22 protein-coding genes and 1 pseudogene are annotated in these 25,129 nt (G+C 64.0%); 15 read left to right on the top strand and 8 right to left on the bottom strand.

What is annotated here, in order from left to right; genetic code table 11:
* Positions 1 to 24 precede the first annotated feature (24 nt).
* The 5 genes from ABMA59_RS00110 to ABMA59_RS00090 form a co-directional block, all read right to left on the bottom strand.
* Positions 25 to 1,458 (bottom strand): mannitol dehydrogenase family protein, encoded by a 1,434-nt coding sequence (locus tag ABMA59_RS00110; protein WP_349003260.1) that lies wholly within the window; start codon positions 1,456 to 1,458, stop codon positions 25 to 27.
* A gap of 100 nt (positions 1,459 to 1,558) precedes the next feature.
* Positions 1,559 to 2,356, bottom strand: a complete 798-nt coding sequence (locus ABMA59_RS00105) for an SDR family oxidoreductase (protein WP_349003259.1) — start codon at positions 2,354 to 2,356, stop codon at positions 1,559 to 1,561.
* Positions 2,357 to 2,461: 105 nt separating this feature from the next.
* Positions 2,462 to 3,307, bottom strand: a complete 846-nt coding sequence (locus ABMA59_RS00100; protein WP_349003258.1) for a MurR/RpiR family transcriptional regulator — start codon at positions 3,305 to 3,307, stop codon at positions 2,462 to 2,464.
* A gap of 156 nt (positions 3,308 to 3,463) precedes the next feature.
* The gene (locus tag ABMA59_RS00095; RefSeq protein WP_349003257.1) at positions 3,464 to 4,597 is read right to left on the bottom strand and encodes a Gfo/Idh/MocA family protein; all 1,134 of its coding nucleotides are present in this window, start codon (positions 4,595 to 4,597) and stop codon (positions 3,464 to 3,466) included.
* The gene (locus ABMA59_RS00090) at positions 4,594 to 5,670 is read right to left on the bottom strand and encodes a Gfo/Idh/MocA family protein (RefSeq protein WP_349003256.1); all 1,077 of its coding nucleotides are present in this window, start codon (positions 5,668 to 5,670) and stop codon (positions 4,594 to 4,596) included. Before ABMA59_RS00090 ends, ABMA59_RS00095 begins: the two co-directional genes overlap by 4 nt.
* Positions 5,671 to 5,915: 245 nt before the next feature.
* On the opposite strand from ABMA59_RS00090, the gene ABMA59_RS00085 reads away from it, so the two are divergent.
* The 5 genes from ABMA59_RS00085 to ABMA59_RS00065 all read left to right on the top strand — a co-directional run bounded on the left by ABMA59_RS00085 (position 5,916) and on the right by ABMA59_RS00065 (position 11,117).
* A complete protein-coding gene (locus ABMA59_RS00085) occupies positions 5,916 to 6,914 on the top strand; it encodes a LacI family DNA-binding transcriptional regulator (protein WP_349003906.1) in 999 nt (332 codons plus the stop codon).
* Between the two features lie 29 nt (positions 6,915 to 6,943).
* Positions 6,944 to 8,026, top strand: coding sequence for a hypothetical protein (locus ABMA59_RS00080; protein ID WP_349003255.1), 1,083 nt, complete (start codon positions 6,944 to 6,946; stop codon positions 8,024 to 8,026).
* Positions 8,027 to 8,335: 309 nt separating this feature from the next.
* Positions 8,336 to 9,283 carry a substrate-binding domain-containing protein gene (locus ABMA59_RS00075; RefSeq protein ID WP_425475851.1) on the top strand — a complete coding sequence of 316 codons (948 nt, stop codon included), beginning with the start codon at positions 8,336 to 8,338 and terminating at the stop codon, positions 9,281 to 9,283.
* Between the two features lie 84 nt (positions 9,284 to 9,367).
* A complete protein-coding gene (locus tag ABMA59_RS00070) occupies positions 9,368 to 10,354 on the top strand; it encodes an ABC transporter permease (protein WP_349003254.1) in 987 nt (328 codons plus the stop codon).
* Positions 10,355 to 10,358: 4 nt separating this feature from the next.
* Positions 10,359 to 11,117, top strand: coding sequence for an ATP-binding cassette domain-containing protein (locus ABMA59_RS00065; protein ID WP_349003253.1), 759 nt, complete (start codon positions 10,359 to 10,361; stop codon positions 11,115 to 11,117).
* A 164-nt stretch (positions 11,118 to 11,281) separates the two neighbouring features.
* Here the strand turns inward: ABMA59_RS00065 and ABMA59_RS00060 are convergent, their stop codons facing one another.
* The gene (locus tag ABMA59_RS00060; protein ID WP_349003252.1) at positions 11,282 to 11,680 is read right to left on the bottom strand and encodes a Fur family transcriptional regulator; all 399 of its coding nucleotides are present in this window, start codon (positions 11,678 to 11,680) and stop codon (positions 11,282 to 11,284) included.
* 118 nt (positions 11,681 to 11,798) lie between these two features.
* Here ABMA59_RS00060 and aztA point away from each other — a divergent pair, with 118 nt between their 5' ends.
* From aztA to aztC, 3 genes are read left to right on the top strand one after another with little or no spacing between them, the layout of a single operon-like run.
* A complete protein-coding gene (gene aztA / locus ABMA59_RS00055) occupies positions 11,799 to 12,683 on the top strand; it encodes a zinc ABC transporter ATP-binding protein AztA (RefSeq protein WP_349003251.1) in 885 nt (294 codons plus the stop codon).
* Positions 12,683 to 13,558, top strand: coding sequence for a zinc ABC transporter permease AztB (aztB, locus tag ABMA59_RS00050; protein ID WP_349003250.1), 876 nt, complete (start codon positions 12,683 to 12,685; stop codon positions 13,556 to 13,558). Before aztA ends, aztB begins: the two co-directional genes overlap by 1 nt.
* Positions 13,559 to 13,578: 20 nt before the next feature.
* Positions 13,579 to 14,589, top strand: a complete 1,011-nt coding sequence (gene aztC, locus ABMA59_RS00045) for a zinc ABC transporter substrate-binding protein AztC (RefSeq protein WP_349003249.1) — start codon at positions 13,579 to 13,581, stop codon at positions 14,587 to 14,589.
* A 335-nt stretch (positions 14,590 to 14,924) separates the two neighbouring features.
* Here the strand turns inward: aztC and ABMA59_RS00040 are convergent, their stop codons facing one another.
* Positions 14,925 to 15,965, bottom strand: a complete 1,041-nt coding sequence (locus tag ABMA59_RS00040; protein WP_349003248.1) for a LacI family DNA-binding transcriptional regulator — start codon at positions 15,963 to 15,965, stop codon at positions 14,925 to 14,927.
* Positions 15,966 to 16,072: 107 nt separating this feature from the next.
* Between ABMA59_RS00040 and bglB the strand changes: the two genes are divergently transcribed.
* The 7 genes and pseudogenes from bglB to ABMA59_RS00005 all read left to right on the top strand — a co-directional run.
* The gene (gene bglB / locus ABMA59_RS00035) at positions 16,073 to 17,173 is read left to right on the top strand and encodes a beta-galactosidase BglB (protein ID WP_349003247.1); all 1,101 of its coding nucleotides are present in this window, start codon (positions 16,073 to 16,075) and stop codon (positions 17,171 to 17,173) included.
* Positions 17,170 to 18,006 carry a 5-dehydro-4-deoxy-D-glucuronate isomerase gene (kduI, locus tag ABMA59_RS00030; RefSeq protein ID WP_349003246.1) on the top strand — a complete coding sequence of 279 codons (837 nt, stop codon included), beginning with the start codon at positions 17,170 to 17,172 and terminating at the stop codon, positions 18,004 to 18,006. Before bglB ends, kduI begins: the two co-directional genes overlap by 4 nt.
* Complete coding sequence (locus tag ABMA59_RS00025; RefSeq protein ID WP_349003245.1) at positions 18,003 to 20,537, top strand: hypothetical protein; 2,535 nt, start codon at positions 18,003 to 18,005, stop codon at positions 20,535 to 20,537. Before kduI ends, ABMA59_RS00025 begins: the two co-directional genes overlap by 4 nt.
* Before the next feature lie 88 nt (positions 20,538 to 20,625).
* Positions 20,626 to 21,894: an ABC transporter substrate-binding protein gene (locus tag ABMA59_RS00020; RefSeq protein ID WP_349003244.1), complete on the top strand. Its 1,269-nt coding sequence runs from the start codon at positions 20,626 to 20,628 to the stop codon at positions 21,892 to 21,894.
* 16 nt (positions 21,895 to 21,910) lie between these two features.
* Positions 21,911 to 22,948 carry a carbohydrate ABC transporter permease gene (locus ABMA59_RS00015; RefSeq protein ID WP_349003243.1) on the top strand — a complete coding sequence of 346 codons (1,038 nt, stop codon included), beginning with the start codon at positions 21,911 to 21,913 and terminating at the stop codon, positions 22,946 to 22,948.
* Complete coding sequence (locus tag ABMA59_RS00010; RefSeq protein WP_349003242.1) at positions 22,945 to 23,997, top strand: carbohydrate ABC transporter permease; 1,053 nt, start codon at positions 22,945 to 22,947, stop codon at positions 23,995 to 23,997. Before ABMA59_RS00015 ends, ABMA59_RS00010 begins: the two co-directional genes overlap by 4 nt.
* Before the next feature lie 9 nt (positions 23,998 to 24,006).
* Positions 24,007 to 24,939, top strand: a pseudogene (locus ABMA59_RS00005) (ABC transporter ATP-binding protein); the annotation flags it as partial.
* Positions 24,940 to 24,994: 55 nt separating this feature from the next.
* On the opposite strand, the gene ABMA59_RS37100 reads toward ABMA59_RS00005, so the two are convergent.
* On the bottom strand, positions 24,995 to 25,129 hold a 135-nt coding region (locus tag ABMA59_RS37100), incomplete at its 5' end, for an integrase core domain-containing protein (RefSeq protein WP_425475858.1).

The following is a 25,129-nucleotide window of genomic DNA, read 5'->3' as shown; positions in this document are numbered from 1 at the left end:
ACACGGTTTCGCCTGTAGCCGCCTCTACACTGCCTGCGACGCCAGGAAATCCTTGACGACCTGCCGCGCGGGACGCTTCTGCAACTGTCCTACCGTCGCCGCGAGCCGACTGACGACTGCGGAATTCCCGGCAAGATCGGTGCCGAAGATCGCCTCGATGGAAAGCATGCCCTCGACCAGCCGCGCCGCGTCGCCGCCGCTCGCCGCGGCGATGGCCTTCGTGCGTTCGGCGAACGGGTCGAGCACCTCCAGCGCCTTGCCGGAGCTGTCGACGCCGCTGGCGTATTTCATCCAGCCGGCGATGCCGATCAGCAATCCGTCGCAAGGGGTGCCGGCCTTCAACGCAGCGCGTAGCGGTTCCAGCAGCCGCTGTTTTATCTTCTGCGAACCGTCCGTGGAAATCTGCAGCGTCCGGTGTTTCAGCGCGGGGTTCTTCAGCCGGCTGACAGTCTCGGCGACATAGGCCGAAACGTCGATGCCGGGCACGGCAGGCAGATGCGGCACGACCTCCCGCGAAATCGTGCGCAATGCGAAATCGCTGAACACATCCTCGGCCATCATGTCGGCCATGAAATCGATACCCGAGAGCACGCCGAGTTGGCAGAGGTTCGACTGGATGCCGTTGACGACGCGCATCTTGAGAATTTCGTAGGGCGCGACATCTTTTACGAGCATCGCACCGGCGCGATCCCAGGCCGGCAGCGGCCCGCCGAAACGGTCCTCCAGCACCCACATGCGGAACGGCTCGCCCACCACGAGACCCAGGTCCTCTTCGCCGGTGGCGGCGGCAAAGCCGGAAATATCCTCGGGCCGCGTCGCCGGCACGATGCGGTCGACCATCGTATTGACGAAACACGCCTCGCGTTCGAGGCGCTCATGCAGGGCCGGATCGGTCTTTTCCGCCAAGCCGAGCACCGACCGGCGCAGCGTGCTGCCATTGTCGGGAACATTGTCGCAACTGATCAGCGCCGGCAGCGGCCGGCCGGATGCAAGGCGCATGGCGAGCGCGCGCAGCACAAAACCCGGCACGGACACCGGCGTCTCAGGATTGGCGATGTCGTGGCGGATGTCATGATGATCGAAGTTGAGCTCCCCGGTCGCCGGAATGTGGCAATAGCCCTTTTCCGTCACGGTGAGCGTGACGACGCCGATCTCGGGGCTCGAAGCCATTTTCAGCGCCCGCCCCAGTGCGGCCGACTGCTGAGCGCCGTCCTCGCCGATCACCGAAATCGTCTCGACCAGCGCGCCGATCAGCCGGCGCTCGACCTCACAATGGTTGCGCAGCTCGCGGCAGTAAAAATTCTGCTGCGCGCCGAGCGTCGCGGAAAGGTCGGGCGCCCGCAGGTTCACGCCAACGATGCCCCATGGGCCGAACGCCGCCTCCAGCGCATCGTCGGTGTATTCCGCCTGGTGGCAGCGATGGAAGGCGCCGACGCCGACATGCAAGATACCGGGCATGAGCCGTGACCGGTCGTAGCCGGGGCGGCGGACCGACGCGGGTAGGCGGTTAATGGAGGAAGGCCCGAGGCGAAGATCGGAAGTCACGTCCGCTGCACCGTCACCAGCCAATTCCACGTCCGGGCGCACCAAGGACCGACTGCTCGAGGTCCGTGAGCGTGCCGGTCATCAGGCCGGAAGCATCGCTGAGCAGGAACAGCGTCAGTTGCGCGACCTCCTGCATCGTAAGCATGCGTTTGAGCGGCAGGCCGCTTGCCGCCTTGCGCTCCCAGTCGTCGCCATTGCCCAAAATCTTGCCCTGCATGATGTTTTCGCTCGGCGTGGCCACCCAACCCATATTGATGCCGTTGACGCGGATGCGGTCGGCGAGATGGGCATTGGCGGCATTTCGGGTCAGTGTCGACAGTGCGCCCTTGGTCGCGGAATAGATGGCCAACTCCGGCGCGCCGCAATGCGCGTTGACCGACAGGATGTTGACGATGGAGCCCGGCGCGCCACGCGCGTTCATGTCGGCCGCCGCCGCCTGCATCAGGAAGAACGGGGCGCGGGCGTTGACCGCGAACAGCCGCTCCCAGTCGGCCAGCGTTCCGTCGAGCAGCGAGGCGCGGTCGGTAAGGGCGGCGGCGTTGACCAGGCAATCGACACGCCCGAACCTCGCGATGGCCTCTGCCATGACGGTGGCGGGCGCATCCGCTTCGCCAAGTTCCGCCTGGATGAAATGTGCCGGACAGCCAAGCGCCTCAAGGGCGCGCGAGACATTGGCGCCGCGCTCGGTGTTACGCCCGACCAGTGCGATCCCGGCCGCGCCGCTTTGCGCCGCCAGCCGGCAGATTGTTTCGCCGAGACCCAGCGTACCGCCGGTCACCACCAGGATTTTTCCGTCAAGGCCAACGTTCAAGTCATCCTCCCGAAACCGAAATTTTCAGTTTCTACATATTAGAATTGCAATTCCAAATTCACATTGTCAATCGCAGACGCCACCTGGTTGCGCATACCCCATGCGCTACCGGTCGATATGGCTGCCGAGGCTGACGATGATCGACTGGCAGAGCACCATGGCCGGCACCTGCGAGCGGAAATGGCCGAGTCTTGCCTCCTTCACGTAGAGCGTGTGCCGGCCGAGTTTTGCCACCGGGCTCAGTTCGTTGTCAGTGATCACAAGCAGTTTTCGCCCGCGCTTGTGGGCGGCCAGCGCCAGTTCGATGGTTTCGGGCGTGTAGTCGTCGAAGGTCAGCACCAGCAGCACATCGTCCGCCGCCATCGCTGCGAGTTGCTGCTCGCGCATTGCGCCGAGATTGTCGATCAGATGCGCGCGTTTGCCGATGCGTGAAAAGCCGTAGTAGGAGTAGGCGCCGACCCCGAAGGCACCCTTTGCCGCCGCGATATGCACCGCGCCTGACTGCCGCAGCGTCTCGACGAATCCGGCCAGCGCCTCCGGCTGCACGTCTTCCCGCAGGCGCAGCAACGCATCCATCGCCGCCAGCACAAAAGTGTCGAAGACCACATGCGGCTCGTCCAGTTCCAGTCCGGCGGAAGGCGCTCTGCCCGGTCCCTCCGACAGCGCTTTCATGCGGTCGGCATAGGTCATCTTCGGGCCGACCAGCCGCTGCCGGAAAACGCCCTGGAGTTCGGCGAAGCCTTCGAAGCCGAGTTCTTTGGCGAAACGCGAAATGGTGGAAGGGTGTGTGCCGGCCTGTTTGGCGAGTTCGACGATGGTGTAGATCGCTACGTCTTCCGGATTGTTCAGGAAGAACTGCGCCACCTGCTGCAGCCGCTTGCTGAGCTTTGCCTTGCGCGCGGTAAGCATGGCGACAAGGCTGCCATAGTCTTCGGCCTGACCTGACGCCATGTGCCCTCCCCGCCCGCGAAGCAGCCGGCATTCTGGCGCGCCGGCCGTCCGCACTGCCAGCCAGAAGTCGGGTCCGAACATTGCGGAAGCACAATTCCATATTGGAAATTCTGGAAAACTCAATTGCGGAGGCAGCCAGGCTCTGCCTCCCTCGTATCAGTGCGACCCGGCTTGCTGCGCAGATGCAAGACTACGCACGCTGCCCGGCCGGACCGCGACGCCGCTGTGGGCCGAGGCGATGGCCGCGAACGCCATGCCAAGGCTGACAAGGTTGCCGCGCGCGCCGTTGAGCGGTTCGCGCCGGTCCTCGATGGCGCACAGCAACTCGCCCATCGCACCGTGAAAGCCGTCGTTGAACCAGGTGCCTTCGAGCATCGGCGTGGCGACGCCGGCCCCGGTGGTGATCTCGACCGTCTGCTGGCCTAGATTGGGGCCAATGCTGAAAAGACTGCCTTTGGTGCCTGCGATGTAGGTGCGGTCCTGCGGGCCGAAGGGTGCGGCGCCGTCGAACACCAGCGAGGCCTGCCCGCCATCGAAGGCGACCAGCGACTGCGCCAGCAACGGCGGCCCGGCCTCCTGCCCTGCGGCGCGGGCGCGGGTGGCATAGACGGACGTCGCGCGATCGCCGATTATGCTGGCCAGGAAATCGAACCAGTGGATGGCAAAATCGTAGAAGACGAGGTCGTCGATCGCCTCGAAGGGCGTGCCCTTGATCCAGCCGTGGTTCCAGTGGACGCCGACATGGCAGGACATCACTTCGCCGATGAGGCCGGTCCGCACCGCCTCGCGCATATAGGCGAAATGCGGCGCCCAGCGGCCGTTCTGGTTGACGGCGAGTTTCACTCCCTTCGCATTCGCAAGTTCGGCAAGGCGTCCGCCCGTGTCGAGATCGAGCACGAACGGCTTCTGCGACAGCACGTGCTTTCCGGCGTTCAACGCCTGTTCGATCATCGCCTCGCGCTCTTTCGGATGCGTGGTGATGTCGAAGACCTCGATATCCCCGCGATTCAACAACGCGGTAAAATCGTCGGTCGCCTCGGCCAGTGGAAAAAATTCGTCACGGCGGCTGACGGCCCTTGAAAGCGTGCGGTTGCAGATGACGGCGACGTCATAGCCAGCCTTCCGGTAGGCATTGAGATGCGCGAAGGAAATGCCGCCAGCGCCGACCAGCGCGATCTTCGGGCTGTAGGTCCTTGTCCGCGGCGGCCGGTAGTCAAGGTCCGGCGCCGCGATGCGCTCCACGGCCTTGACGGCCAGCGCATAAGAATCCTCGCTCGGCGTTTCGGTCATGGCAGCAGCGCCACGCTGCGCTTTTCGCGGGCCGACAGCACGGCGCTGTCGATGATCTGCTGGCCGATGCGGCAGAGCGCCGGGTCGAGCGGCCCGCTGATCGGCGCGCCCCGGGCGATGCGGTCCAGCACATATTCGACCGGCGAGCGGCGGCCGGTCGGCAGCGTATCGGCGGGAATGCGGGCCGGTTCCGGCCGCTCGCGCGTCTGCATCGTCACATGCGGATCGTAGTCGTAGCTGGAAATCGTCCCATAAGTGCCGACGACGACAAAACCGCATTTCGGCTGCGGCTGCAGCGTCCATGGGTCGGAGAACGTCCCCCAGCGCGTCTCGAATTTCGACAGGCCGCGCCGGTAGCGGCAGACCGTGATGGAGTGCTGGTCGACTTCGATGCCGGACGTTTCGTCTACCACGCTGGTGACTTCGATCGGCTTCTCCCCGTCCAGGAACCAAGTGCCGAGCGTCACGCCATAACCGAGATAGTCGAGCAGGCTGCCGCCGCCGGAAGCCTTCTTGTACCACCAGGAGTTGGGCTTCGCCGCCTCGACCTCTTCGGGTGTCACCTCGACCTTGTCGGCGAGATGGAAAAGCGGACCGCGATTGCCATCGTAATAATGGACCTCGATCACCTCGCCGATGGCGCCTTCGTCGATCAGTCGTTTGGTGGTGACATGGCAGGGATACCAGGCGAGCGGCCAGTTGATCGCCAGGCTGCGGCCGGCTGCTTTCATGGCGGCGATCATCCGGTCGGCTTCGGCGACCGACGCCGCGAAGGGTTTTTCGACCAGCACGTGCACGTTGTGACGCGCCACGCGCTCGACATGGTCGGCATGCTCGGCGGTGGCCGCGCAGATGATGGCGAGGTCGGGCTTCGTCGCCTCCAGGCAGGCGTCCAGATCGGTGAAAACGCGATCGGAGGATATGGCAAAATTGCCGATCGCGGACTTCATGCGGTCGGGGTGCTTGTCATAGATGCCGCAGATCTCGGCGTCGGGATGATCGAAGACCTCCCTCAGCAGGTCGCCCATGTGCATGTGGTCGAAATTGATGCCGGCGACACGCCACCTGCTCATACTTTCCTCCTGGGTCGCCGCAATCAACTTCATTTTGATGCTTCATTTTGAAGCTAGTGCGGTCGGGCAGTTTGCGTCAAGCCGCCTAGGACAGAACCAAGCCGTACGAAATGCATCCACATCTTTATGATGATATAAAGACCTCATTTTGAGGCTTCTTCATTGACCGGACCGCTTGTCGGCCCTAGTGTCGACTGGAGATGGGGCCAATCCGAGAGAGACTGTTGAGCGACGCGCGACCCAAGATGGACGAGATCGCGCGCGCCGCCGGCGTCTCCAAGGCCACGGTCGACCGCGTGCTGAACAACCGTCCCGGCGTGCAGGAGCACACACGCAAGCATGTGCTGACGATCGTCGCCGACCTCGCCGGCATGCATTCCCAAGGCGCTGAGCGAAGTCGTATCCGACTGGATTTCGTCCTGCCGGGTGGCGAAAATGCCTTCATCACCGATCTGGCGAACGAGATCGAACGGCAGGTCGAGCTTCGCGGCGACGTCGATATCGCGGTCCACCGGCTCGATGGCATAACCCCGGAAGAGATCGCGGCAAAACTCGGCAGCTTGCGCCCTCGAACGCAAGGCGTCGGTCTGATCGGCCTGGACAGCCCGTCCGTCCGCGAGGCCGTTCGCAGGCTGGTGGCGGCAGGCATTCCGGTGCTGACGCTGGTCTCCGACATCAGCCATGTGGGCCGGGTGAACTATGTCGGCATCGACAACCGCGCCGCCGGGCGGCTGGCGGGTTATCTGATCGGCCGCTTCCTGCCTGGCTCCGCCGGCAAAGTGGCACTGATCGCCGGCGCGCTCGCCTATCGTGGCCACGAGGAACGCGAGATGGGATTCCGACACGTGCTCCAGGAGAGCTTTCCGCGCCTTGACATCGTCGCCGCACGCGAGGTCCACGAGGATGCCGGCAGAGCCTATTCGGAAGTCCGCGCGCTGCTTGCGGAACACGCCGACCTCGTCGCCATCTACTGCATCGGCGCCGGTCACGAAGGCATAGCGCGCGCCCTCGCCGAGGCGGGACGGGAGAACGCGATCATTTTCATCGGTCACGACCTGACCGAGGACACGCGCCAGTTCCTGCTGAACGGCGTGATGGATGCCGCGATAGACCAGAATGCCCGCGTAGAGGCGCGCGAGGCCGTCGACCGGCTGGTCCGCGCCATTCGCAATGAGAGCAATATTTCAACCGCCACGATACGCATCCAGTCGGTGTTTCGGGAGAACATCCCGAACGAACCGTGATCCGAATTCTCCTTCCGGAAGAGCATCTTATGGACAAAATTGCCACCGACGGCATCACGGTCGCCTTCAACCCTCAAGGCGGCATCATCGACGACCTTCTGATCGAGCCGGCGGGCGGAATACCTTTGCGCCCTCTGCACAAGGCGCCTTGGGTTCGTGACGGCGAAGCGGTGCCCGAGCACGTCGCGCCCGTGGAGCGGCGGCTTGCCGGCGATTTTTTCTGCGCGCCTTTCGGGGTCGCCACCGCCGAGGTCGCAATCCACGGCTGGGCCGCCAATGGCGATTGGGTGAACGCCGGAACCGAGACGGCGGAGGGCGGCACGGTAACCGCCACGTACCGTCTGCGCCAGCCGATCGAGGGCGCGCGTCTGACCAAACGCATCTCGCTGCATCCCGGCCATCCGGTCGTCTATCAGGAGCACATATTCGAGGGCGGTTCCGGCCGGCTTCCCGTCGCCCATCACGCCATGCTGCATGTGCCCGGCGGCGCACAACTCAGTTTCTCGCCGAAGATCGGCGGCGGCACTCCGGCAACGCCGCTGGAAACCGATCCGGCAAAGGGCCGATCCATGCTCGCCTATCCACAACGATTCGAAAACCTGTCGTCGGTGCGCCGGGCCGATGGCCAGGCCGTCGATGCCAGTTTCTACCCGTTCGACCGCTCGCACGAGGACCTGATCATGATGTCGGAGACGCCAAGCGCCAAACTCGGCTGGTCGGCGGCGCTCGCGGCGAAGGACGGTTTTCTGTTCTTCGCGGTCAAGGACGCGGCGATGCTGCCGCAAACCATCTTGTGGATGAGCAATGGCGGCCGCGACTACGCGCCATGGAACGGACGGCACCGTGCGGTGATCGGCATCGAGGAAGGCGCCGCCGATCTCGGCATCAACCTGGCAAAGCCCGGCAAGCCGCCCGATCCGCCCTCCGGCCTCACTCTGGCGCCGGGCAGAATCACGTCGATCCGCTATGCCTTCGGCGCGATCGCCGTGCCCATGGGCTGGGCGCGTGTGGCCGACATAGCTGTCGAGAATGGTAAGGTCACTCTGACGGACGAAGGCGGCGATTCGCGCACTCTCCCTTTCCGCGGCAGCCATTTTCTGGACTTGGTCTGAAACACCTCAAAATGAAGCGGCATCGGTTGAGGCGACCGCGTGAAGGAACGCATCTGCGGCATAAACGGGAAAAAGTGAGCCGCGACCATTGCGGCTTGACTCGTCCTCGGCCTTGCCACTAGCATTCGCCAACATCAAAATGATGCACAAGAAAGTATCATTTTGAGCAGGCTGACATAATGACTGCCTGTGCCGCCGAGGCGACCCAGGCGCGCGTGGCAAGGCCGGGAGGAGCCCGGTCACGCGAGTACGATTTCGGACAGTCCGAAAGGGGCCGAACGATCGGCCCGGCAAGTGGAGGAGGATCAAGTGCTCAGACGTACATTCATGTTGCTGTCGGCGGCGGCTGTGGCGGTAAGCCTCGGCGCGGTGTCGACTGCCTATGCGCAGGACAAGAAGACCTACTACTGGATTTCGCACGGCGGCCCGGCCGACCCGGTCTGGACCTATTTCCTTGCCGGCGTGAGGCAGTGGGAAAAGGACACCGGCAACACGGTCAACACGTCGTTCCACAATGGCGACGTGGCCTCGCACCAGGAAGCCGTTCGTGCGGCCATCGCGGCCAAGGCCGCCGGCATCACCACGACCAGTCCGGATCCGGGCAGCCTGATCGAGATCGCCAAGGAAGCCAACGACGCCAAGATTCCGATCATCAACTTCAACACACCCGATCCGAAGGCAAGCTTCGACGCCTATGTCGGCGGCGACAATGTTGCCTTCGGCCGGCATTGGGCGCAGTACCTCGTCGACAAGGGCCTGGTGAAAAAGGGCGACTTTGTCTGGATGCCCGTCGAAATCCCCGGCGCCACCTATGGCGTGCAGGAAGAGGAAGGCATCAAAAGCGTGTTCGAGCCGCTCGGCATCACCTATGAGGTGACGGAAGCGACCCTCGATCAGGCCGAAGCCATCAACCGCATGGTCGACTACGTCACAGCCAACCGCACCAAGATCAAGGCGATGATCGGCCTCGGCGATCTCGTCACCGGCTCGGTGAAGCGCGTCTGGGACCAGGCCGGCATCAAGCCGGGTGAAATCCCGGTCGTAGGCTGGGGCAACTCGCTCGACACCACGCAGGAAGTGCTCACGGGCTATGTCAATGCCGGCCAGTGGCAGGACCCGCAGGCGACCAGCTACATCGCGCTTTCTATGGCCGCCATGGAAGCCGGCGGCATACCCGCAGGCTTCAACGTGATCACCGGGGCGCTTTACGAGAAGGATACCGCCCAGATCTACGACGATATCCTTTCGGGCAAATAGACCTCGTCCGGAATTGCATCTCGATCCTTCGCCCGGCTTGAGCCAACAGTTTGAGCCGGGCGGTTTCCTCTGACGGCGGTCCTCATGCAGCAACATTCTTTCCTTCAGCGCTTCATCGCGAAGCCTGAATTCGGTCCGCTTGTCCTGCTGGTGCTGGAACTGGCGATCTTCTGGTCGCTCAATCCGAGCTTTCTGTCGCTCCAGAACATCGGCAACACGCTGGCCTTCACGGTCGAACTCGGCCTCATCGCGCTGGCGATGACCCTGCTGATGACGTCGGGCGAATTCGACCTCTCGGTCGGCTCCGTCTTTGGCTTCTCGGCGGTGCTGATGTGGACGCTGTTCAACGCCGGCCTCGTCTCGCTGGAGATCGCGTTCGTCGTCACCATCGCGATCAGCATATTCATCGGCTACGTCAATGGCTGGTTCGTCACCCGGCTGAACATCCCATCCTTCCTGGTCACGCTCGGCATGCTGCTGGTCGTGCGCGGAACGGCGCTTTACGTTACCGACGGTTTCCCGCAGCGCACCTGGAGCGCCGAGGGCTCGTGGCTGGCCAGCGCTCTGGTCGGCAGCGTCACAATCGGCGGCTTGCGCCTCTATATGTCAGTGGTGTGGTTCGCGCTGGCCGCGGTCGGCACCCACTACCTGCTTACGCAGACCAAGGCCGGCAACTGGATACAGGCTTCGGGCGGCAACCCGAACGCAGCGCGCGCCCGCGGTGTCAACGTCAACCGCACCAAGATCGCCCTGTTCATGTTCTCGTCCGCCATGGCGGCGCTGGCCGGCATCATCAGTTCGATACGCACGTCCGCCGCGAACCCCAACAGCGGCACCGGCTACGAGCTGGAAGTCATCGCCATGGTCGTCATCGGCGGCACGGTGCTGACGGGCGGCCGCGGCACCATCATCGGCACCGTGATCGGCATCTTCATCCTGCGCATCATGCGCAACGGCATCGTCCTGATCGGCGTGCCGGGGCTGGCCTACAACATCTTCATCGGCGCGATCATCTTGGGCATGATGGCGCTGCATTCCTGGCTCGAACGCCGTCACAATGCGGGGACCTGAACCGATGGCTGGTGAAGAACTCGTCCGCATGGAAAACATCAACAAGTTCTACGGCCGCATCCATGCGCTGCGCGACGTGAGCCTGAGGATCAATCGCCACGAGGTCGTCGGTCTGCTGGGCGATAACGGCGCCGGAAAATCCACCCTGATCAAGGTGTTGTCTGGCGCCGTGCCGCTGACGAGCGGAGACATCTATGTAAAGGGCAAGAAGGTCGAGATCAGGCGGACCACCGACGCCATCGCCAACGGCATAGAGACAATCTATCAGGATTCGGCGCTGGTGCCGCAATTGTCGATCGCCCGCAACCTGTTCCTCGGCCGCGAGCCGATCAAGGGGCCGGCCTTTCTCAACCGGCTCGACCACGAGACGATGGGCGCGGTGGCGCGCGACCTGTTGAAGAAGGTCGGTATTACAAAAGACATTCCGCCGGAGACGCCGATCACCGCGCTGTCAGGCGGCGAGCGTCAGGCGGTGGCAATCGCCCGCGCCATGCAGTTCGACAGTGACCTGATCATTCTGGACGAGCCGACCAACAATCTCGGCGTCGCCGAGACGCAAGGCGTGCTGCGCTTCGTGCACGAGGCGCGCGACACCGGGCACTCCTGCATCATCATCGCCCACAACATCCACCACGTCTTCCAGGTGGTCGACCGGATCATGGTGATGCGCGGCGGCAAGCTTGTGGCCGATGACATCGACCCGAAGAAGACGACCATCGAGCAGGTCGAGCGGGTGATTACCGGCGAACACCTGCTGCATTGAGCGTGTCAATTTCAGCGGAGCGTCGCAGCTCTGCATCATAACTGCCCCAGCTGTCGCTGCCTGGCACTCCCCTCCGGCCCCACGGGCGTCCTTCGGACCTCCATCGAGGGGAGGGTGCCGTGCGACGCACGGCGGGTGAGGTAATGTGAGCTGTTAGGAGATAGTCACGCCGCCAGACATTGCGCGCAGGTGCCGCGCATTTCGATTGTCGTCTTCGACAGCTTGAAGGCGTGATCCCTGGACCAGCCGCTCAGCCGCGTCTCGACCATTTCGTCCGAAAACTCGTCCACCTGTCCGCATTTTTCGCAGATGGCGAAGGCGATCATGCCGTGCGCGTGGTGGTCATGCGGGTGTGAGCAGGCGACGAAGGAATTCAGGCTCTCCAGCCGGTGGACGAGCCCGTAGTCGATCAATTTCTCCAGCGCCCGGTAGACCTGTAGTGGCGCGCGGAACCCGTGCTCGCGCAATTGGTCGAGCAGCGAATAGGCGCTGAGCGGGCCGTCCTCGCGCGACAGCGCGTCCAGCACCAGCCGCTGGTTTTTTGTCAGTTCCGGCGCATGCATCGCTTTTCGCGTCCCATTCCAATTCCGACTTGCGGTCGCAGCAGATGTTGATGTAATAACATCACATCGCCGTCCCCTTCAAGGATCGGCGGACCCTATCACGGAATCATCATCGCCGATGGCCGAGGCCTGCATCACATTTAGCGACTTCACGCTGGGCTACAACAGCCACCCGGCGGTCCACCATTTGAGTGGCGCGGTGAAAAGAGGCTCACTGACAGCGGTGGTCGGCGCCAACGGCTCGGGAAAATCGACCCTGATGAAGGGCATCGTCGGCGTGCTGAAACCGATGGCGGGTGGCTGCGCCGTCGCCCACGACACACGCATCGCTTACCTGCCGCAACAGTCGGAACTCGACCGTTCCTTTCCGGCGCGCGTCGTCGACCTCGTCTCGCTTGGCCTGTGGCCGAGGCGCGGCCTGCTCGGCCGGCACCGGCCCGAGGATCGCGACGCGGTAGCAAAGGCGATCCAGGCCGTCGGGCTGGGAGGTTTCGAAAAGCGGACGCTCGACACGCTGTCCGGCGGCCAGTTGCAGCGTGCGCTGTTTGCCCGGGTTTTGGTGCAGGATGCCGACCTGATCCTGCTCGACGAGCCCTTCAATGCGATCGATGCCAAGACGGTGACTGATCTCGTCGCACTGATAAAGCGCTGGCAGGGCGAGAACCGTACGGTGATGGTGGTCGTGCACGACCTCGATCTGGTGCGCGCGCATTTCCCGGAAGCGATGCTGCTCGCCCGCCGGCCGATCGCCTGGGGCGATGCGCGGGAGACGCTGGCGCCGGAAAACCTGTTGCGCGCCCGACAGTTCCATGAAGCCTGGGACGAGAACGCCCCCTGGTGCAGCCCTGAGACGGAGACCGGCGGCCACGGCCATTCGCACGATCATGACCATGCCGGTCATGCGCATGGCGGTCAGGGGCATGCGCATGACCATCATAACGCTCATGCCCACCCCAAGCCGGCGCAGGCCGATGCGCGGCACGTCCACGGGAACGCCGCCTGATGGACATGCTTTATCAATGGCTGATCGCGCCCTTCGCCGAGTTCGGCTTCATGCAGCGTGCGCTGTTGGGCTCGCTGCTGCTGTCGGTCAGTTCCTGCCCGGTCGGCGTTTTCCTCATGTTGCGGCGCATGAGCCTTGCCGGCGACGCCATGGCACACGCCATCCTGCCGGGCGCTGCGGTGGGTTTTCTGCTGTTCGGTCTGGAGATCGTGCCGATGACCATCGGCGGGCTGATCGCCGGCATCGTCGTGGCGCTCGGCGCCGGCGCGGTGTCACGGCTGACGGTGCAGCGCGAGGACGCCTCGATGGCTGCCTTCTATCTGATTTCATTGGCGCTCGGCGTGCTGATCGTGTCACTGCGCGGTTCCAGCGTCGACCTGATGCATGTGCTGTTCGGGACGGTGCTGGCGCTGAATGACGAGGCGCTCGGGCTGATCGGGCTGATCACCGCTATCACGTTGATTGGCCTCAGCATTTTCTGGCGCGCGCTGGTCGCCGAATGCCTTGATCCGCTGTTCCTGCGCTCGGTGTCGCGGCTGGGTTCGCCGGTGCATTTTGTGTTCTTGGCGCTGGTGGTGCTCAACCTGGTCGGCGGATTCCAGGCGCTCGGCACGCTGCTGTCGGTCGGGCTGATGATGCTGCCCGCCGCTGCCGCCCGCTTCTGGACGGTGCGGGTCGAGCCGATGTGTCTGCTCGCCATCGCCATCGGCGCTGCCTCCTGCGTGGCCGGGCTGCTGCTCTCCTACCACGCCTCCCTGTCCTCCGGCCCGTCCATCATCCTGTCTGCAGGCGTCGTCTACGCCGTATCGATCGTCGCCGGAACGCGCGGTATCGTCGCCACGCGCCTGCGCCCCGCCTCCCACCGAACCGCCTGATTTCAAAGGAGTTTTGCGCAATGCTGAAACAGATGATGTTCGCTACGGCGCTGACTGTTATAACATTAACTTCAATAGCGACCGCCCCGGCCCTCGCCGACCCGCTGAAAGTGGTCGCCAGTTTTTCGATCATCGCCGACTTCGCGAAGAACGTCGGCGGCGACAAGGTCGAGATAACCACTCTGGTCGGTCCGAACGGCGACGCCCATGTCTACGAGCCCAAGCCGGCGGACGCGGTGGCCATGTCCAAGGCTGACGTGGTGCTGGTCAACGGCCTGCATTTCGAGGGTTTTCTGGCGCGACTGGTCGAAACCAGCAGTAGCAAGGCGAGTGTCGTCGAACTGACGAAAGGCATTAAGCCATTGAAAATGAAAGCGGAATTCGCCGAAGAGGAGGATCACGGAGGGCACGCCGCCGCGACAGAGGAAGCCAATCACGATCATGAAGAGGCCGCCGAAGCGGATCGTGACCATGCGGCGAAAGGCGGTGATGATCACGGCGACATCGACCCCCACGCTTTTCAGTCAGTCGCCAACGCCAAGACCTATGTCGCCAACATCGCCGACGCCTTCTGCCACGCCGACAACGCCTCGTGCGAAGCCTATAAATCCAATGCAAGCAACTACTTGGCAACACTCGACGCACTCGACGTGGAGGTCAAGGCGGCGGTCGCCTCGATCCCGGCGGACAAAAGGACGATCATTACCTCGCATGATGCCTTCGGCTATTTCGAACATGAATACGGCCTGACTTTTCACGCACCGGAAGGGATTTCGACGGAAGCCGACCCTTCGGCGGCGGACGTGGCGAAGCTCATCAAGCAGGTAAGGCAAGATAGGGCTTCGGCCATCTTCCTGGAAAACATAACGAATCCGCGCCTCATCGAACAGATTGCCAGTGAGACGGGATTGAAGATCGGCGGCGAACTCTATTCCGATGCGCTATCCGATGCAGACGGCCCGGCCGCGACTTACGTCGATCTGATGCGGCACAACATCGCCACCATCAAGGGCGCGATTGGCGGAAGCTGACGGAGCGACCAAAGCTGCTGGAATCGCCCTGACAGGTCCTTCGGCAAGTCCGGAATAACAAGCAATGTCAGGGAGTTAACGGGGAAATGGCTTGTGCGGAAGGATTTTGCGCTGACGCACCCCCCTCGCGAGCTTGCCGCGAGGCCATTTTCCCTGCCTTTTGGACTGCAGGAACGTCCGTTTCGGCCGCAACAGCATGCCACGATTGTCGGGCGATGCGGCTGGCTGCGCCGCTGCCGTGATTATCGCGGAAAGATGCGTCCAAATCGAGATGCATCTTGTTGCCGTCAAATCGTCCCCCGCGTATCCCCAACCTCGGGGACACTCTGGCCGGACTATGCTCTCGGCTTGGCCACCGACCGCCGCTCGACGATGTGGCAGGCAAGTTCGACGCGGCGCGGTGGCATGGGCAGGCCGCCGAGATCGTCGAGCAGGAGGTTGAGGGCGGCGGCGCCGATTTCGCGCATGGGGATGTGCATGGCGGTCAGCGGTGGATTGTGGAAGGCCGCCTGCGGCAAGTCGTCCATGCCCATCACAGAGACGTCGTCGGGCACCTTGTAGCCCAGCCGCTCCAACCCCATGGCGGCGCCGACGGCAAGGCTGTCCCCGGCGGCGAGGATGGCGGTGAAGTCGAGACCGTTCTTGCGCACCCGTTTCTCGATGGCCTCGGCGCCGAGTTCGGGCAGCCAGTCCTCGACCTCGACGGCGAGGTTTTCCGGGTCGAAGGTTCCCAACCGGCGCATGGCGTCCTGCCAGCCCTCGAAGCGCCGCTCGATGGTGCGCCGGCCGCGCCGCATCAGGAACAGGATGCGCCGATGGCCGTGACCGATCAGGTGCTCGGTCGCCAGGCGCCCGGCGGAGCGGTTGCACGGCGTGACGCTGGAGAGCCGCATCGACGGATCGTCGCCGTTCACCAGCACGATCGGTTTCGGAAAGGACGAGGTGAGCGTCAGCATGTCCTCGTCGTCCAGCGTCAGGAACAGGCAACCGGCCACCTCGTCATTGTCGCGCGCCTCCTCCAGCACGCGGATTTCCTCGGCGCGGCTGGAGATCGGCCGGGTGAGAATCTCGACGCCGAGCGCCTGGGCGCGGGCGTTCAGCCCTTCAAGCACGTAGAAGGTGAACTGGTTGCGGATGTAGTCGACCATGGCGACGCTGCTCGCAGCAAGGATCACCTTGCGGTCGGCGATCGACGTGGGAACGGCGTAGTTCAGCGTTTTCGCGGCGTCCAGCAACTGGGCGCGCAGGTCGGCCCGCACCCCCTTCCCGCCCGCCAGCGCCCGCGATGCCGTGCTGACCGACACGCCGCAGTGCCGCGCCAGATCCTCCAGCCGCACCCGCCGGCTGGGTTTTCCGCGTTTGCCGGTGCTCCGCATGATTTCTGCCTCCAAGCCCTACACGCAATATGCAAAAACTTTTCAAGTTGCGCAAATTTTCATTCCGTGAGAGGCAAATTGCAAACAAGATTTTGGGAGGAAGCTTGTTGCCAGCCGCCGGCGAAATCCTGCGTCAGCGCCTCGACCTTTTGGTCGAAGGCATCACGGCGCTGCGGCATGACGGCCGCTTCCATGAGCCGAACCTTGACGGCACGGCCGGCGACTACATCAGCTTCGATGCGTGGGAATGGCCGCAAGGCGTCGGCCTTTACGGACTGGTGCGCCTGTGGCAGTTCACCGGCGACCCGGCGATACGGCGCACCGTCGAGGACTGGTACGAACGCCAGATCGCGCGCGGCCTGCCGCTGCTCAACATCAACACGAGCGCGCCGATGCTGGCGCTCTCCGTGCTGTGGAACGAGACGCGCGACCCACGTTGGGCGCTGGTTCTCGACCGCTGGGCCGACCGGCTGGTCGCCGAGGCGCCGCGCACATTCGGCGGCGGTTTCCAGCACGACGTCTCGGACAAGATCAACGACCACGAATTGTGGGACGACACGCTGTTCATGGCCGCCCTTTTCCTCGCCAGCTATGGCAATGCGTCCGGCCGCGCCGAACTCGTGGAGGAGGCTGAAAAACAATTCCTCGTCCACGCGCATTATCTCGCGGACCGTGAGACCGGCCTGTGGTTCCATGGCTGGACATTCGACGGCGCCCACAACTTCGCCGAGGCGCGCTGGGCGCGCGGCAACGCCTGGATCACCGTCGGCATACTCGACCTGATGGAACTGGCTGAGATCACGCCGTCCGTCCGCGATTTCCTGCTCGCCATCCTCGAAAGCCAGGTTGAAACCCTGTTGCGGCTGCAGGCACCGTCGGGCGCTTGGCGCACCTTGCTGGACGACGAGACCTCCTATGAGGAAATCTCGGCGACGGCGGGCTTCAGCTACGGGCTGCTGAAAGCATCGCGGCTGGGCATCGGTCCGGAAGGCTGCCGCGAGGCCGGTTTGAAAGCGCTGGCAGCGGTGATGGACAGCATCGACGCCAACGGCACCGTTGCCAACGTTTCCTACGGCACACGCATGGGCCACGATTTGCAGTTCTACCGCGATATCCCGATCCGCCCCACCGGCTACGGCCAAGCGCTGGCGATGCTCTGCCTTGTCGAGGGCCTCCGCCATGTGCCCGGACTGGAGGCAGTGGCATGACGATGCGCCACCTCTACGGTGCCGGGCCGGGCGACATCGCGGTTTATGACACCGATCGCCTGCGCGCCGAATTCCTGGTCGAGGGTCTGTTTCAACCCGGCGAGTTGAACTTCGTCTATACCCATGTCGACCGGATGATTTTGGGCGGCGCCTGTCCGATCGATGCGCGGCTCGGCTTCGGCGATGGCCGGGAACTCGGCACGGCCCATTTCCTGTCGGCGCGCGAGATGGGCATCGCCAATCTGGGCGGCCCGGGTTCCATAACGATTGACGGGCAGAACTGGCGGCTCGCCAACCGCGACGTGCTTTATGCCGGGCGCGGCGGCCAAAAGATCACGCTTGCCAGCGACGATCCCAACAACCCGGCATGGTTTTATATGAACTCCGTGCCGGCGGGGGCGGATTTTCCGCACCGGCTGATCACGCAAGCAGAGGCGAAACCGCTGGAGCTGGGCGAGGAGCGCCGCGCCAACAGGCGCACCTTGCGCATGTATATTCACCCGGAAGTGTCGCCCTCCTGCCTGCTGCTGATGGGCATCACCGATCTCGCGCCCGGCAGCATTTGGAACACCATGCCGCCGCACCTGCATGAGCGGCGCATGGAGGCGTATCTTTATTTCGATCTCGCGGCCGAGGACCGCGTCGTCCACCTGATGGGACGACCGCAGCAGACGCGTCATCTGATCGTCGCCAATGGCGATGCAGTGTTGTCGCCGGCCTGGTCGATCCATATGGGCGCGGGCACCGGCCCCTATGCCTTCGTCTGGGGCATGACGGGCGAGAACCAGGCCTATGACGATGTCGATCCGGTTCCGGTCGCGGGGCTGAAATGAGCGAGACGGCAGCGAGCCCGCGGCACGACCCTTTCCTGCGCAGGCCTCTGCCCGTGGGCGCGCCGGTGATCTACTGGCAGCTCGGCGAAACCGTCGAACGGCGCTACGACGTGCCGGACCAGCCGATGCAGGGGGAGATGGACCCCTTCTTCTTCCTGACCAAACACAAGAATTTTATCCCGCACGAATATCCCTGCCGGACCGTGTTTGCCAAAGAGCGGCGCGGAAAGCGGCCGGAGCCGGTTGCTGATTTTTCCGCGACCCGCAACTGGCTGCCCGTCGGCGCGCCGCGCGTCGACCTCTCCGGCTTCTGGTTCCGACCGACGACGCTCGGCACCTGGGCACGCACCTTCCTGACGTCCGAGACGTCCGGATGGGCGACGCTGAGGCTCGGCACCTGCGGCGGAGCGATCCTGTTCGTCAACGGCAAGGAAGTGGGCTGGATGGCGGACTACGTCCGCAATCTCGAGTCAAAGCAGGAGTTCAGCATCGATCTCGACAAGGGCGAGAACGAGATCAGAATCTGGTTCGACGACCTTGCAGAACGCGACGCGCGCTACTTCTTCCAGCTCGACTGTGTCGGCGGTCTCAGCCTCACGCAGGCGCTTCCGGTCGCGGTCGATGGCAGCGTCGCGGCGGCGGTCGAGGCGGCACTGGACAACATGCATTTCGAAAAACCGGCTTACAAGGCCGGAAGTGTCGCGCTTCTGACAGGCGCACCTTTGCCGGCGGCGGCCGAAGTATCGGTAAAAGTCGCCGGCGACTTCATGTCGACGGAAAGCCTGACCTTGCAGACCCGCCTCGAAGCCGGCGCGGTAAAACTGCCCTTGGCCGAGACTGAAGACCTGCCGGCGGATTTCCGGCATTTCGAGGTGACGCTCGCTGTCGGCGGCTTCGCGGCGACCAGAACCTTCGGCGTCGAGATCTGCCACACCAAGCGCCAGGGTCGGCAGGCGCCCAAAACGCTCGACGCGCGAATCACGGAGGCGCTGGACGAGGTCTCGGAACATGCCGAGGCCGATACGGTGCGCGCACTGGCGCGCCTTGCCTCGGAACGGGCCGGACCCGAGACCGACCGCATGATCCTCGACATGCTGCCGGCGATCGAGGACTGCCATGACTGCGCCGACTTTATCCTCGTGCCGCTGCTGTGGTGCCGCAAGGCGTTCGCGGACGGCATCGCGCAGGACGTGGTCACGCGCATCGACGCCGCCATCCTCGGCTACCGCTACTGGATGGACGAGCCCGGCAATGACGTTCAGTGGTATTTTTCGGAAAACCACGCGCTGCTGTTCCATACCGCCGCCTATCTGGCCGGCGCGATTCTGCCCGAGGCGCGGTTCGTGCGATCGGGACGGTCCGGCGCGGAACAGTCGAAGGTCGGGCTGGAACGGGTGCGCGGCTGGCTCGACCATTTCGAAAAATGGGAAATGGCCGAGTTCAACTCGGCACCGTATTTCCCCATCGATTTGAAGGGCCTGACAACGCTGATGGCCCTGGCGCCGAACGCCGACGTGCGCGAACGGGCGCAAGCCGCGATAGTGCGGTTGCTGGAGATCGTCGCCCGCTCCGCCCATCACGGCGTGCTGACCGGCGCGCAGGGCCGCTCCTACGAACACACGTTGCGCGCCGCTTCCTCGCTCGAACTTTCCGGCATCGCCCGCATGCTTTGGGGCGCCGGCTATTACGGGCGGCGGTTCCACGCGCTGCCGCAACTGGCGCTTTGCCTGCGCGATTTCGGCATGCGCCTGCCGGCCGATTTGCAGAGCATCGCCGTGCATGACGGCGGCGACGCGCAGGAATGGCGGTTCGCGCAAGGCCAGGACCGCATCGCAAAACTCTACCATTACAAGACCGGCGACTACGCCATGGGCACGGCGGCGCATTACCGCTGGGACGAGTGGGGTTACCAGGAAACCGTGCTGCATCTCAGGCTGGGGCACAATCCCGATGCCCAGATCTGGATCAACCACCCCGGGGAGACCATTCATTCCGGCTACGGACGGCCTTCCTACTGGGGTGGGTCCGGCACGCTGCCGCGCGTCCACCAGTATCGCGGCCTGGCGATCATGCTGTTTTCCTGCGCTGCCGAGCAGCCGGATTTCACCCATTGCTGGTTCCCGAGAAATGCCTTCGACGCCACGCGCGTCGATAGCCGCATCGCCGTGGCGCAGGGCCAGGCCGGGCTTGCCCTGCTGAAGGGCAGCGTACCGTTCGAGCTGGTGTCGCATGGCCCGACCGCCGGCAACGAGTTGCGGCTGCCCGGCCATCGTGCAGACTGGATCGTGCGGCTGGGTGACATCAACACGGTCGGCGAGGACGATGAATTCGCGGGGCGCTACGGCGGGCTGGAGATCGAGCATATCGGCGACGGGCGACTCAAGGTGAATGACCCGGAATACGGCGCGGTGATTTTTCACGCCGACGGTCGCGTCGAAGCGGAGGGCCGTCTGCTCGACCCGGCTGAATGGACGGTGCGCGGCGAGGCGACGCGCCTGCCCGACGGGCCGCTTTTGGCGCACCGGATGTAGATTTTGGGCCAGCGGCCGGGAGGACGACGGCGGCGAAAACATGGGAAGATGAACCGGACGGAACATCGTCCATCCTGGGAGGAGTGTGATGACCAAGGCCAAGAAAATGCTGCTGGCGACCCTGACCGTCGGGTTGCTGTCGACCACCGCCGCGCTCGCCGGCGACGTACGCATCATGTGGTATTCGGACGGCGTCGAAGGCGAGGTGCTTCAGGACCTGATCAACCGGTTCATGAAGGACAACCCCGACATCAAGGTGACGATCGACAACGTCTCCTATTCCAACATCCGCGAGCAGCTTCCCGTCCAGCTAGAGGCCGGCGGCGGGCCGGACATCGTGCGCGTCACCGATTTGAAGGTGCAGTCGAAGCACTGGCTGGACCTGACGCCCTATGTGAAAGATCCGAAATACTGGCAGGACAATTACGGCGAGCAGGCCGACTGGATGCGCCCGGACGGTTCCAGCCAGATCAGCGGGTTCATGACGCAGATCACGCTGACCGGCGGCTTTGCCAACAAGACGCTGTTCGACCAGGCCGGTGTGCCGCTGCCTGATGCGAAAGCCAGTTGGGACGACTGGGCAGCGGCGGCGAAGAAGGTGGCGGAAAGCCAGCAGGTGCCCTACCCGCTGGCGCTCGACCGCTCCGGCCATCGCATCACCGCGCCCAACATCTCCTTCGGCGCCAATTATGTCGCCGCCGACGGCATGCCCGCGCCGCTCGACCAGGGCGCCAAGGATTTCATCGCCAAATTCGTCGGCTGGAACAGTGACGGCATCGCCAACAAGGACGTCTGGGTGTCGGCCGCCGGCACCACCTATCGCGCCGCCGCGGAGGATTTCATCAACGCCCAGCTCGTCTATTATTATTCAGGCTCCTGGCAAATCCCGAACTTCGCAACCAAGATCGGCGACGCCTTCGACTGGGTGGCGACCGGCAGCCCCTGCGGTCCGGCCGCCTGCAGCGGCATGCCCGGCGGCGCCGGGCTGGTGGCGGTGAAATACACCAAGAACCCTGAGGATGTCGGCAAGGTCATGGACTATCTGGCGAGCGAGCCGGTGGCAAAAGAGTTCGCCGAGCGCACGCTGTTCCTGCCGGCCAACAAGGCGGTGATTGCCGGCGGGCTAGACTTCAAGTCGGACAATCCGCAGGTGAAGGCCGCGCTCAACGCCTTCGTCGCGGCCTCGTCGACGACCTCGCCGGTGGCTTTGAAGATGCCGGGCTGGAAATGGTCGGACGCCTATTACAGCGCGATGGTCGGTCGCGTAAGCCAGGCGGTGGCCGGCGAGTTGTCGCTGGACGAAGCCTACCAGCGCATCGACCAGGACGTCGCCGACAAGGTCAAGCAGGCCAAATAGGCCATTAGGGAAGGCGATGGCCGCCCAAGACTCCTCCCCCCGCCCGGCGCCATCGCCCGGCCTCACCGGCGCGTTTTTCGCGCCGGTGAGGCTGCTCATGTCCCTGATCGACGCGCCGCTTCGAGCCTGGCAGAAAGCGGCCGGCCTGACCGGAATGGCGGGCTTTTTTCTCCTGCCGAACATGGCGATCTTCACCATCTTCGTGCTTCTGCCGCTGGTCATAAATTTCGTCTATTCGATGAGCGGCGGCACGGCGATCTTCCTTGCCGAGCGCACTTTCGTCGGCGCCGAGCAGTATGAGCGGCTGCTGACCTGCGCCAGCTATCTCGACCCCGGCACCTGCGCCGAGGACCGCTTTTGGATCGCGGTGCGCAACACCGGCCTGTTCCTTCTCGTCCAGGTGCCGCTGTTGATCGCGGTCGCGCTGGTCACCGCGCTGGTACTCAACCGGGATCTCAAGGCGCGCAGTTTCTGGCGCGCCGTGTTTTTCTTCCCCGTATTGCTGTCGCCGGTCGTCGTCGGCCTCATCTGGCGCTGGATTCTTCAGCGGCAGGGCCTGCTCAACCTGTTGCTCTACGAAACCGCCGGAGCCGATCCGCATAGCTGGCTGAGCGACCGCTTCTGGGCCTTCGCCGCGGCGGTCGGCGTGTCGATCTGGGCGCATGTCGGCTTCTACGCTCTGATCCTGCTCGCCGGCCTGCAGGCAATCCCGAAGGATATCTACGAGGCGGCGGAAATGGACGGCACCAGGCCGACGCGCGTCTTCTGGCGCATCACCCTGCCGCTGCTGATGCCCAATCTGCTGGTCGTGCTGGTGCTGGCGCTGATCCGCGCCGTGCAGGTGTTCGACGAAGTCTATGTGCTGACCGGCGGCGGGCCGGGCACCTCGACCATGTACCTCATCCAGTACATCTTCGAGACGGGTTTTGCCTCGCAGCTGCGCAATCCCGGACTGGCGGCTGCGGCCTCTATCCTGATGGGCATCGTGCTGGTCGTGCTGACGCTGATCCAAATTGCTGCCTCACGCGCCAGCGAAAGGCGGGGGCAGCGATGAGCGCTGTCGCCGAATTCCTGTTGAGCCGGCGCGGCGGAAAGTTCTGGCACTGGACGGATATCGTCACCTGGATCTGGCTGGTCGGCGGGCTGGTGCTGATGTTCGGCCCGGCGCTATGGCTGGCGCTGTCGTCCTTCAAGACGCCAGCCGCACTCGCCGCCTTCCCGCCCTCGCTGCTGCCTTATGTGACCCAGCAGGCCGTTGTCGAGGGTTACGAAAAACCGCTGCCGCTGTTCACCGTGACCATGGACGACGGCGGCACGAAAACGCTGGCCGAGGTGCGCCGCATCGGCACGGTGGCGCAGATGGTCGACCCCGCCGTACCGGCGGAGATCATCAAGGTGCCGATTTCCCAGCGAAAACCGCTGGAGACGATCGAGTTCGCCATTTCCAATTACACCGAACCGTTCATCCACTTCGATTTTTTGCGCTATCTCTGGAATTCCGTGTTCGTCACCACGATGGCCACCCTGATCACCCTCATCGTCAACTCGATGGCCGCCTTCGCGCTGTCGAAATACCGATTCCGCGGCCAGTCGACGATCATGATGCTGATCCTGGCGACGCTGATGGTGCCGCTCGGCGTCATCATGGTGCCGCTCTATTCGATCGTCAGCGCGCTCGGGCTCACCAACAATCTGTGGGGCGTCATCCTGCCCACCGTGGCGACGCCCACCGGCGTCTTCCTGCTCCGGCAATATATGCTCACTATCCCCGACGAGCTGATCGACGCGGCGCGGATGGACAAGGCGTCGGAGTGGCAGATCTATTGGCGCATCGTGCTGCCGCTGGCCGCCCCGGCGCTCGCCGTTCTCGGCATCTTCTCGGTGATGTGGCGCTGGAACGATTTCCTGTGGCCGCTGATCGTGCTGTCGCGCAAGGAGCTCTACACGCTGCAGGTGGGCTTGAACATCTATTCGGGCGAGCTCAACATGCAATGGCACTTCATCCTGGCCATGACCGTGGTGACCATGATCCCGGTGGTGCTGGTGTTCATCTTCCTGCAGCGTTTCATCACCACCGGCATCGCCGGCACCGGCCTGAAATAGGGGGACGGCGTGAGCGGGATCACGGTCGAAAAACTGTCGAAATCCTACGGCGCGGTAAAGGTGCTGAAGGAGATCGACCTCGACATAATCGACGGCGAACTGATCGTCTTTGTCGGCCCGTCCGGTTGCGGGAAATCGACGCTGCTGCGCCAGATCGCCGGGCTCGACCGGCCGACCAGCGGCGAGATCCGCATCGACGGCAAGCGCGTGAACGACGTGCCGGCCGCCGACCGGGGCCTGGCGATGGTGTTCCAGTCCTATGCGCTCTACCCGCATATGAGCGTGCGCCAGAATCTTGCCTTCGGCCTCGAAAACGCAAAGATGCCGCGGGCCGAGATCGATCAGCGCATCGCCGAAGCCGCGCGCATGCTCGAGATCGGCAAGCTGCTGGAACGCCGGCCCGGCCAACTTTCCGGCGGCCAGCGGCAGCGCGTGGCGATCGGCCGGGCGATCGTGCGCAACCCGACCGCCTTCCTGCTCGACGAACCGCTATCCAACCTCGACGCCGAACTGCGCATCTCGACGCGCGCCGAGATCGCAGCGCTGCACGCCCGGCTGAAGGCGACGATGGTCTACGTCACCCACGACCAGGTCGAGGCGATGACGCTGGCGCACCGCATCGTCGTGCTGCGCGACGGCCGCATCGAGCAGGTCGGCACGCCGCTCGACCTCTACAACCGGCCGGCCAACCTGTTCGTGGCGGGCTTTATCGGCGCGCCGAGGATGAATTTTTTGCCGGCAAGGCTGGAGCCGGATGTGGATGGGAGCGGCGCGCTGAAAATCGCCGGCGGCCCGGCGCTAGCCCTGCCCGCCGGAACATTGCCGGCATCGGCTGGGACGGACGTTACGCTCGGCATCCGCCCGCAGCATCTGAAACCGGCGGACGCCGGTTCCGGGGGCATTCCGGCGCAAGTCACACTGGTGGAGGCGCTGGGCTCTGACGTGAGACCCCAATCTCCTCCGGCTTGAGGGAGAGTCCTGGGTTTCGATTTAGGCCTCATGCGGCCTGTTTTTCCAGCGTGGATTTGATTGCGAACTCGACTGGCGGCATATTGCCGAGGGCCGAGTGTGGTCTGTGGTGGTTGTAGTCCTCCTTCCATGCGGTGATGGCGGTGCGGGCCTGTGTGAGCGT

It is taken from the genome of Mesorhizobium yinganensis, assembly GCF_040081985.1.
GTDB lineage: Bacteria > Pseudomonadota > Alphaproteobacteria > Rhizobiales > Rhizobiaceae > Kumtagia > Kumtagia yinganensis.
This window is presented reverse-complemented; position numbering and strand designations above follow the sequence as displayed.

Excerpts from the sequence above, each read along its gene's own strand:
- ABMA59_RS00110 (WP_349003260.1), bottom strand. The coding sequence starts at position 1,458 with ATGCCCGGTATCTTGCATGTCGGCGTCGGCGCCTTCCATCGCTGCCAC.
- ABMA59_RS00100 (WP_349003258.1), bottom strand. The coding sequence starts at position 3,307 with ATGGCGTCAGGTCAGGCCGAAGACTATGGCAGCCTTGTCGCCATGCTT.
- ABMA59_RS00095 (WP_349003257.1), bottom strand. The coding sequence starts at position 4,597 with ATGACCGAAACGCCGAGCGAGGATTCTTATGCGCTGGCCGTCAAGGCC.
- ABMA59_RS00090 (WP_349003256.1), bottom strand. The coding sequence starts at position 5,670 with ATGAGCAGGTGGCGTGTCGCCGGCATCAATTTCGACCACATGCACATG.
- ABMA59_RS00085 (WP_349003906.1), top strand. The coding sequence starts at position 5,916 with ATGGACGAGATCGCGCGCGCCGCCGGCGTCTCCAAGGCCACGGTCGAC.
- ABMA59_RS00080 (WP_349003255.1), top strand. The coding sequence starts at position 6,944 with ATGGACAAAATTGCCACCGACGGCATCACGGTCGCCTTCAACCCTCAA.
- ABMA59_RS00070 (WP_349003254.1), top strand. The coding sequence starts at position 9,368 with ATGCAGCAACATTCTTTCCTTCAGCGCTTCATCGCGAAGCCTGAATTC.
- ABMA59_RS00065 (WP_349003253.1), top strand. The coding sequence starts at position 10,359 with ATGGCTGGTGAAGAACTCGTCCGCATGGAAAACATCAACAAGTTCTAC.
- ABMA59_RS00060 (WP_349003252.1), bottom strand. The coding sequence starts at position 11,680 with ATGCATGCGCCGGAACTGACAAAAAACCAGCGGCTGGTGCTGGACGCG.
- aztA (WP_349003251.1), top strand. The coding sequence starts at position 11,799 with ATGGCCGAGGCCTGCATCACATTTAGCGACTTCACGCTGGGCTACAAC.
- aztB (WP_349003250.1), top strand. The coding sequence starts at position 12,683 with ATGGACATGCTTTATCAATGGCTGATCGCGCCCTTCGCCGAGTTCGGC.
- aztC (WP_349003249.1), top strand. The coding sequence starts at position 13,579 with ATGCTGAAACAGATGATGTTCGCTACGGCGCTGACTGTTATAACATTA.
- ABMA59_RS00040 (WP_349003248.1), bottom strand. The coding sequence starts at position 15,965 with ATGCGGAGCACCGGCAAACGCGGAAAACCCAGCCGGCGGGTGCGGCTG.
- kduI (WP_349003246.1), top strand. The coding sequence starts at position 17,170 with ATGACGATGCGCCACCTCTACGGTGCCGGGCCGGGCGACATCGCGGTT.
- ABMA59_RS00025 (WP_349003245.1), top strand. The coding sequence starts at position 18,003 with ATGAGCGAGACGGCAGCGAGCCCGCGGCACGACCCTTTCCTGCGCAGG.
- ABMA59_RS00020 (WP_349003244.1), top strand. The coding sequence starts at position 20,626 with ATGACCAAGGCCAAGAAAATGCTGCTGGCGACCCTGACCGTCGGGTTG.
- ABMA59_RS00015 (WP_349003243.1), top strand. The coding sequence starts at position 21,911 with ATGGCCGCCCAAGACTCCTCCCCCCGCCCGGCGCCATCGCCCGGCCTC.
- ABMA59_RS00010 (WP_349003242.1), top strand. The coding sequence starts at position 22,945 with ATGAGCGCTGTCGCCGAATTCCTGTTGAGCCGGCGCGGCGGAAAGTTC.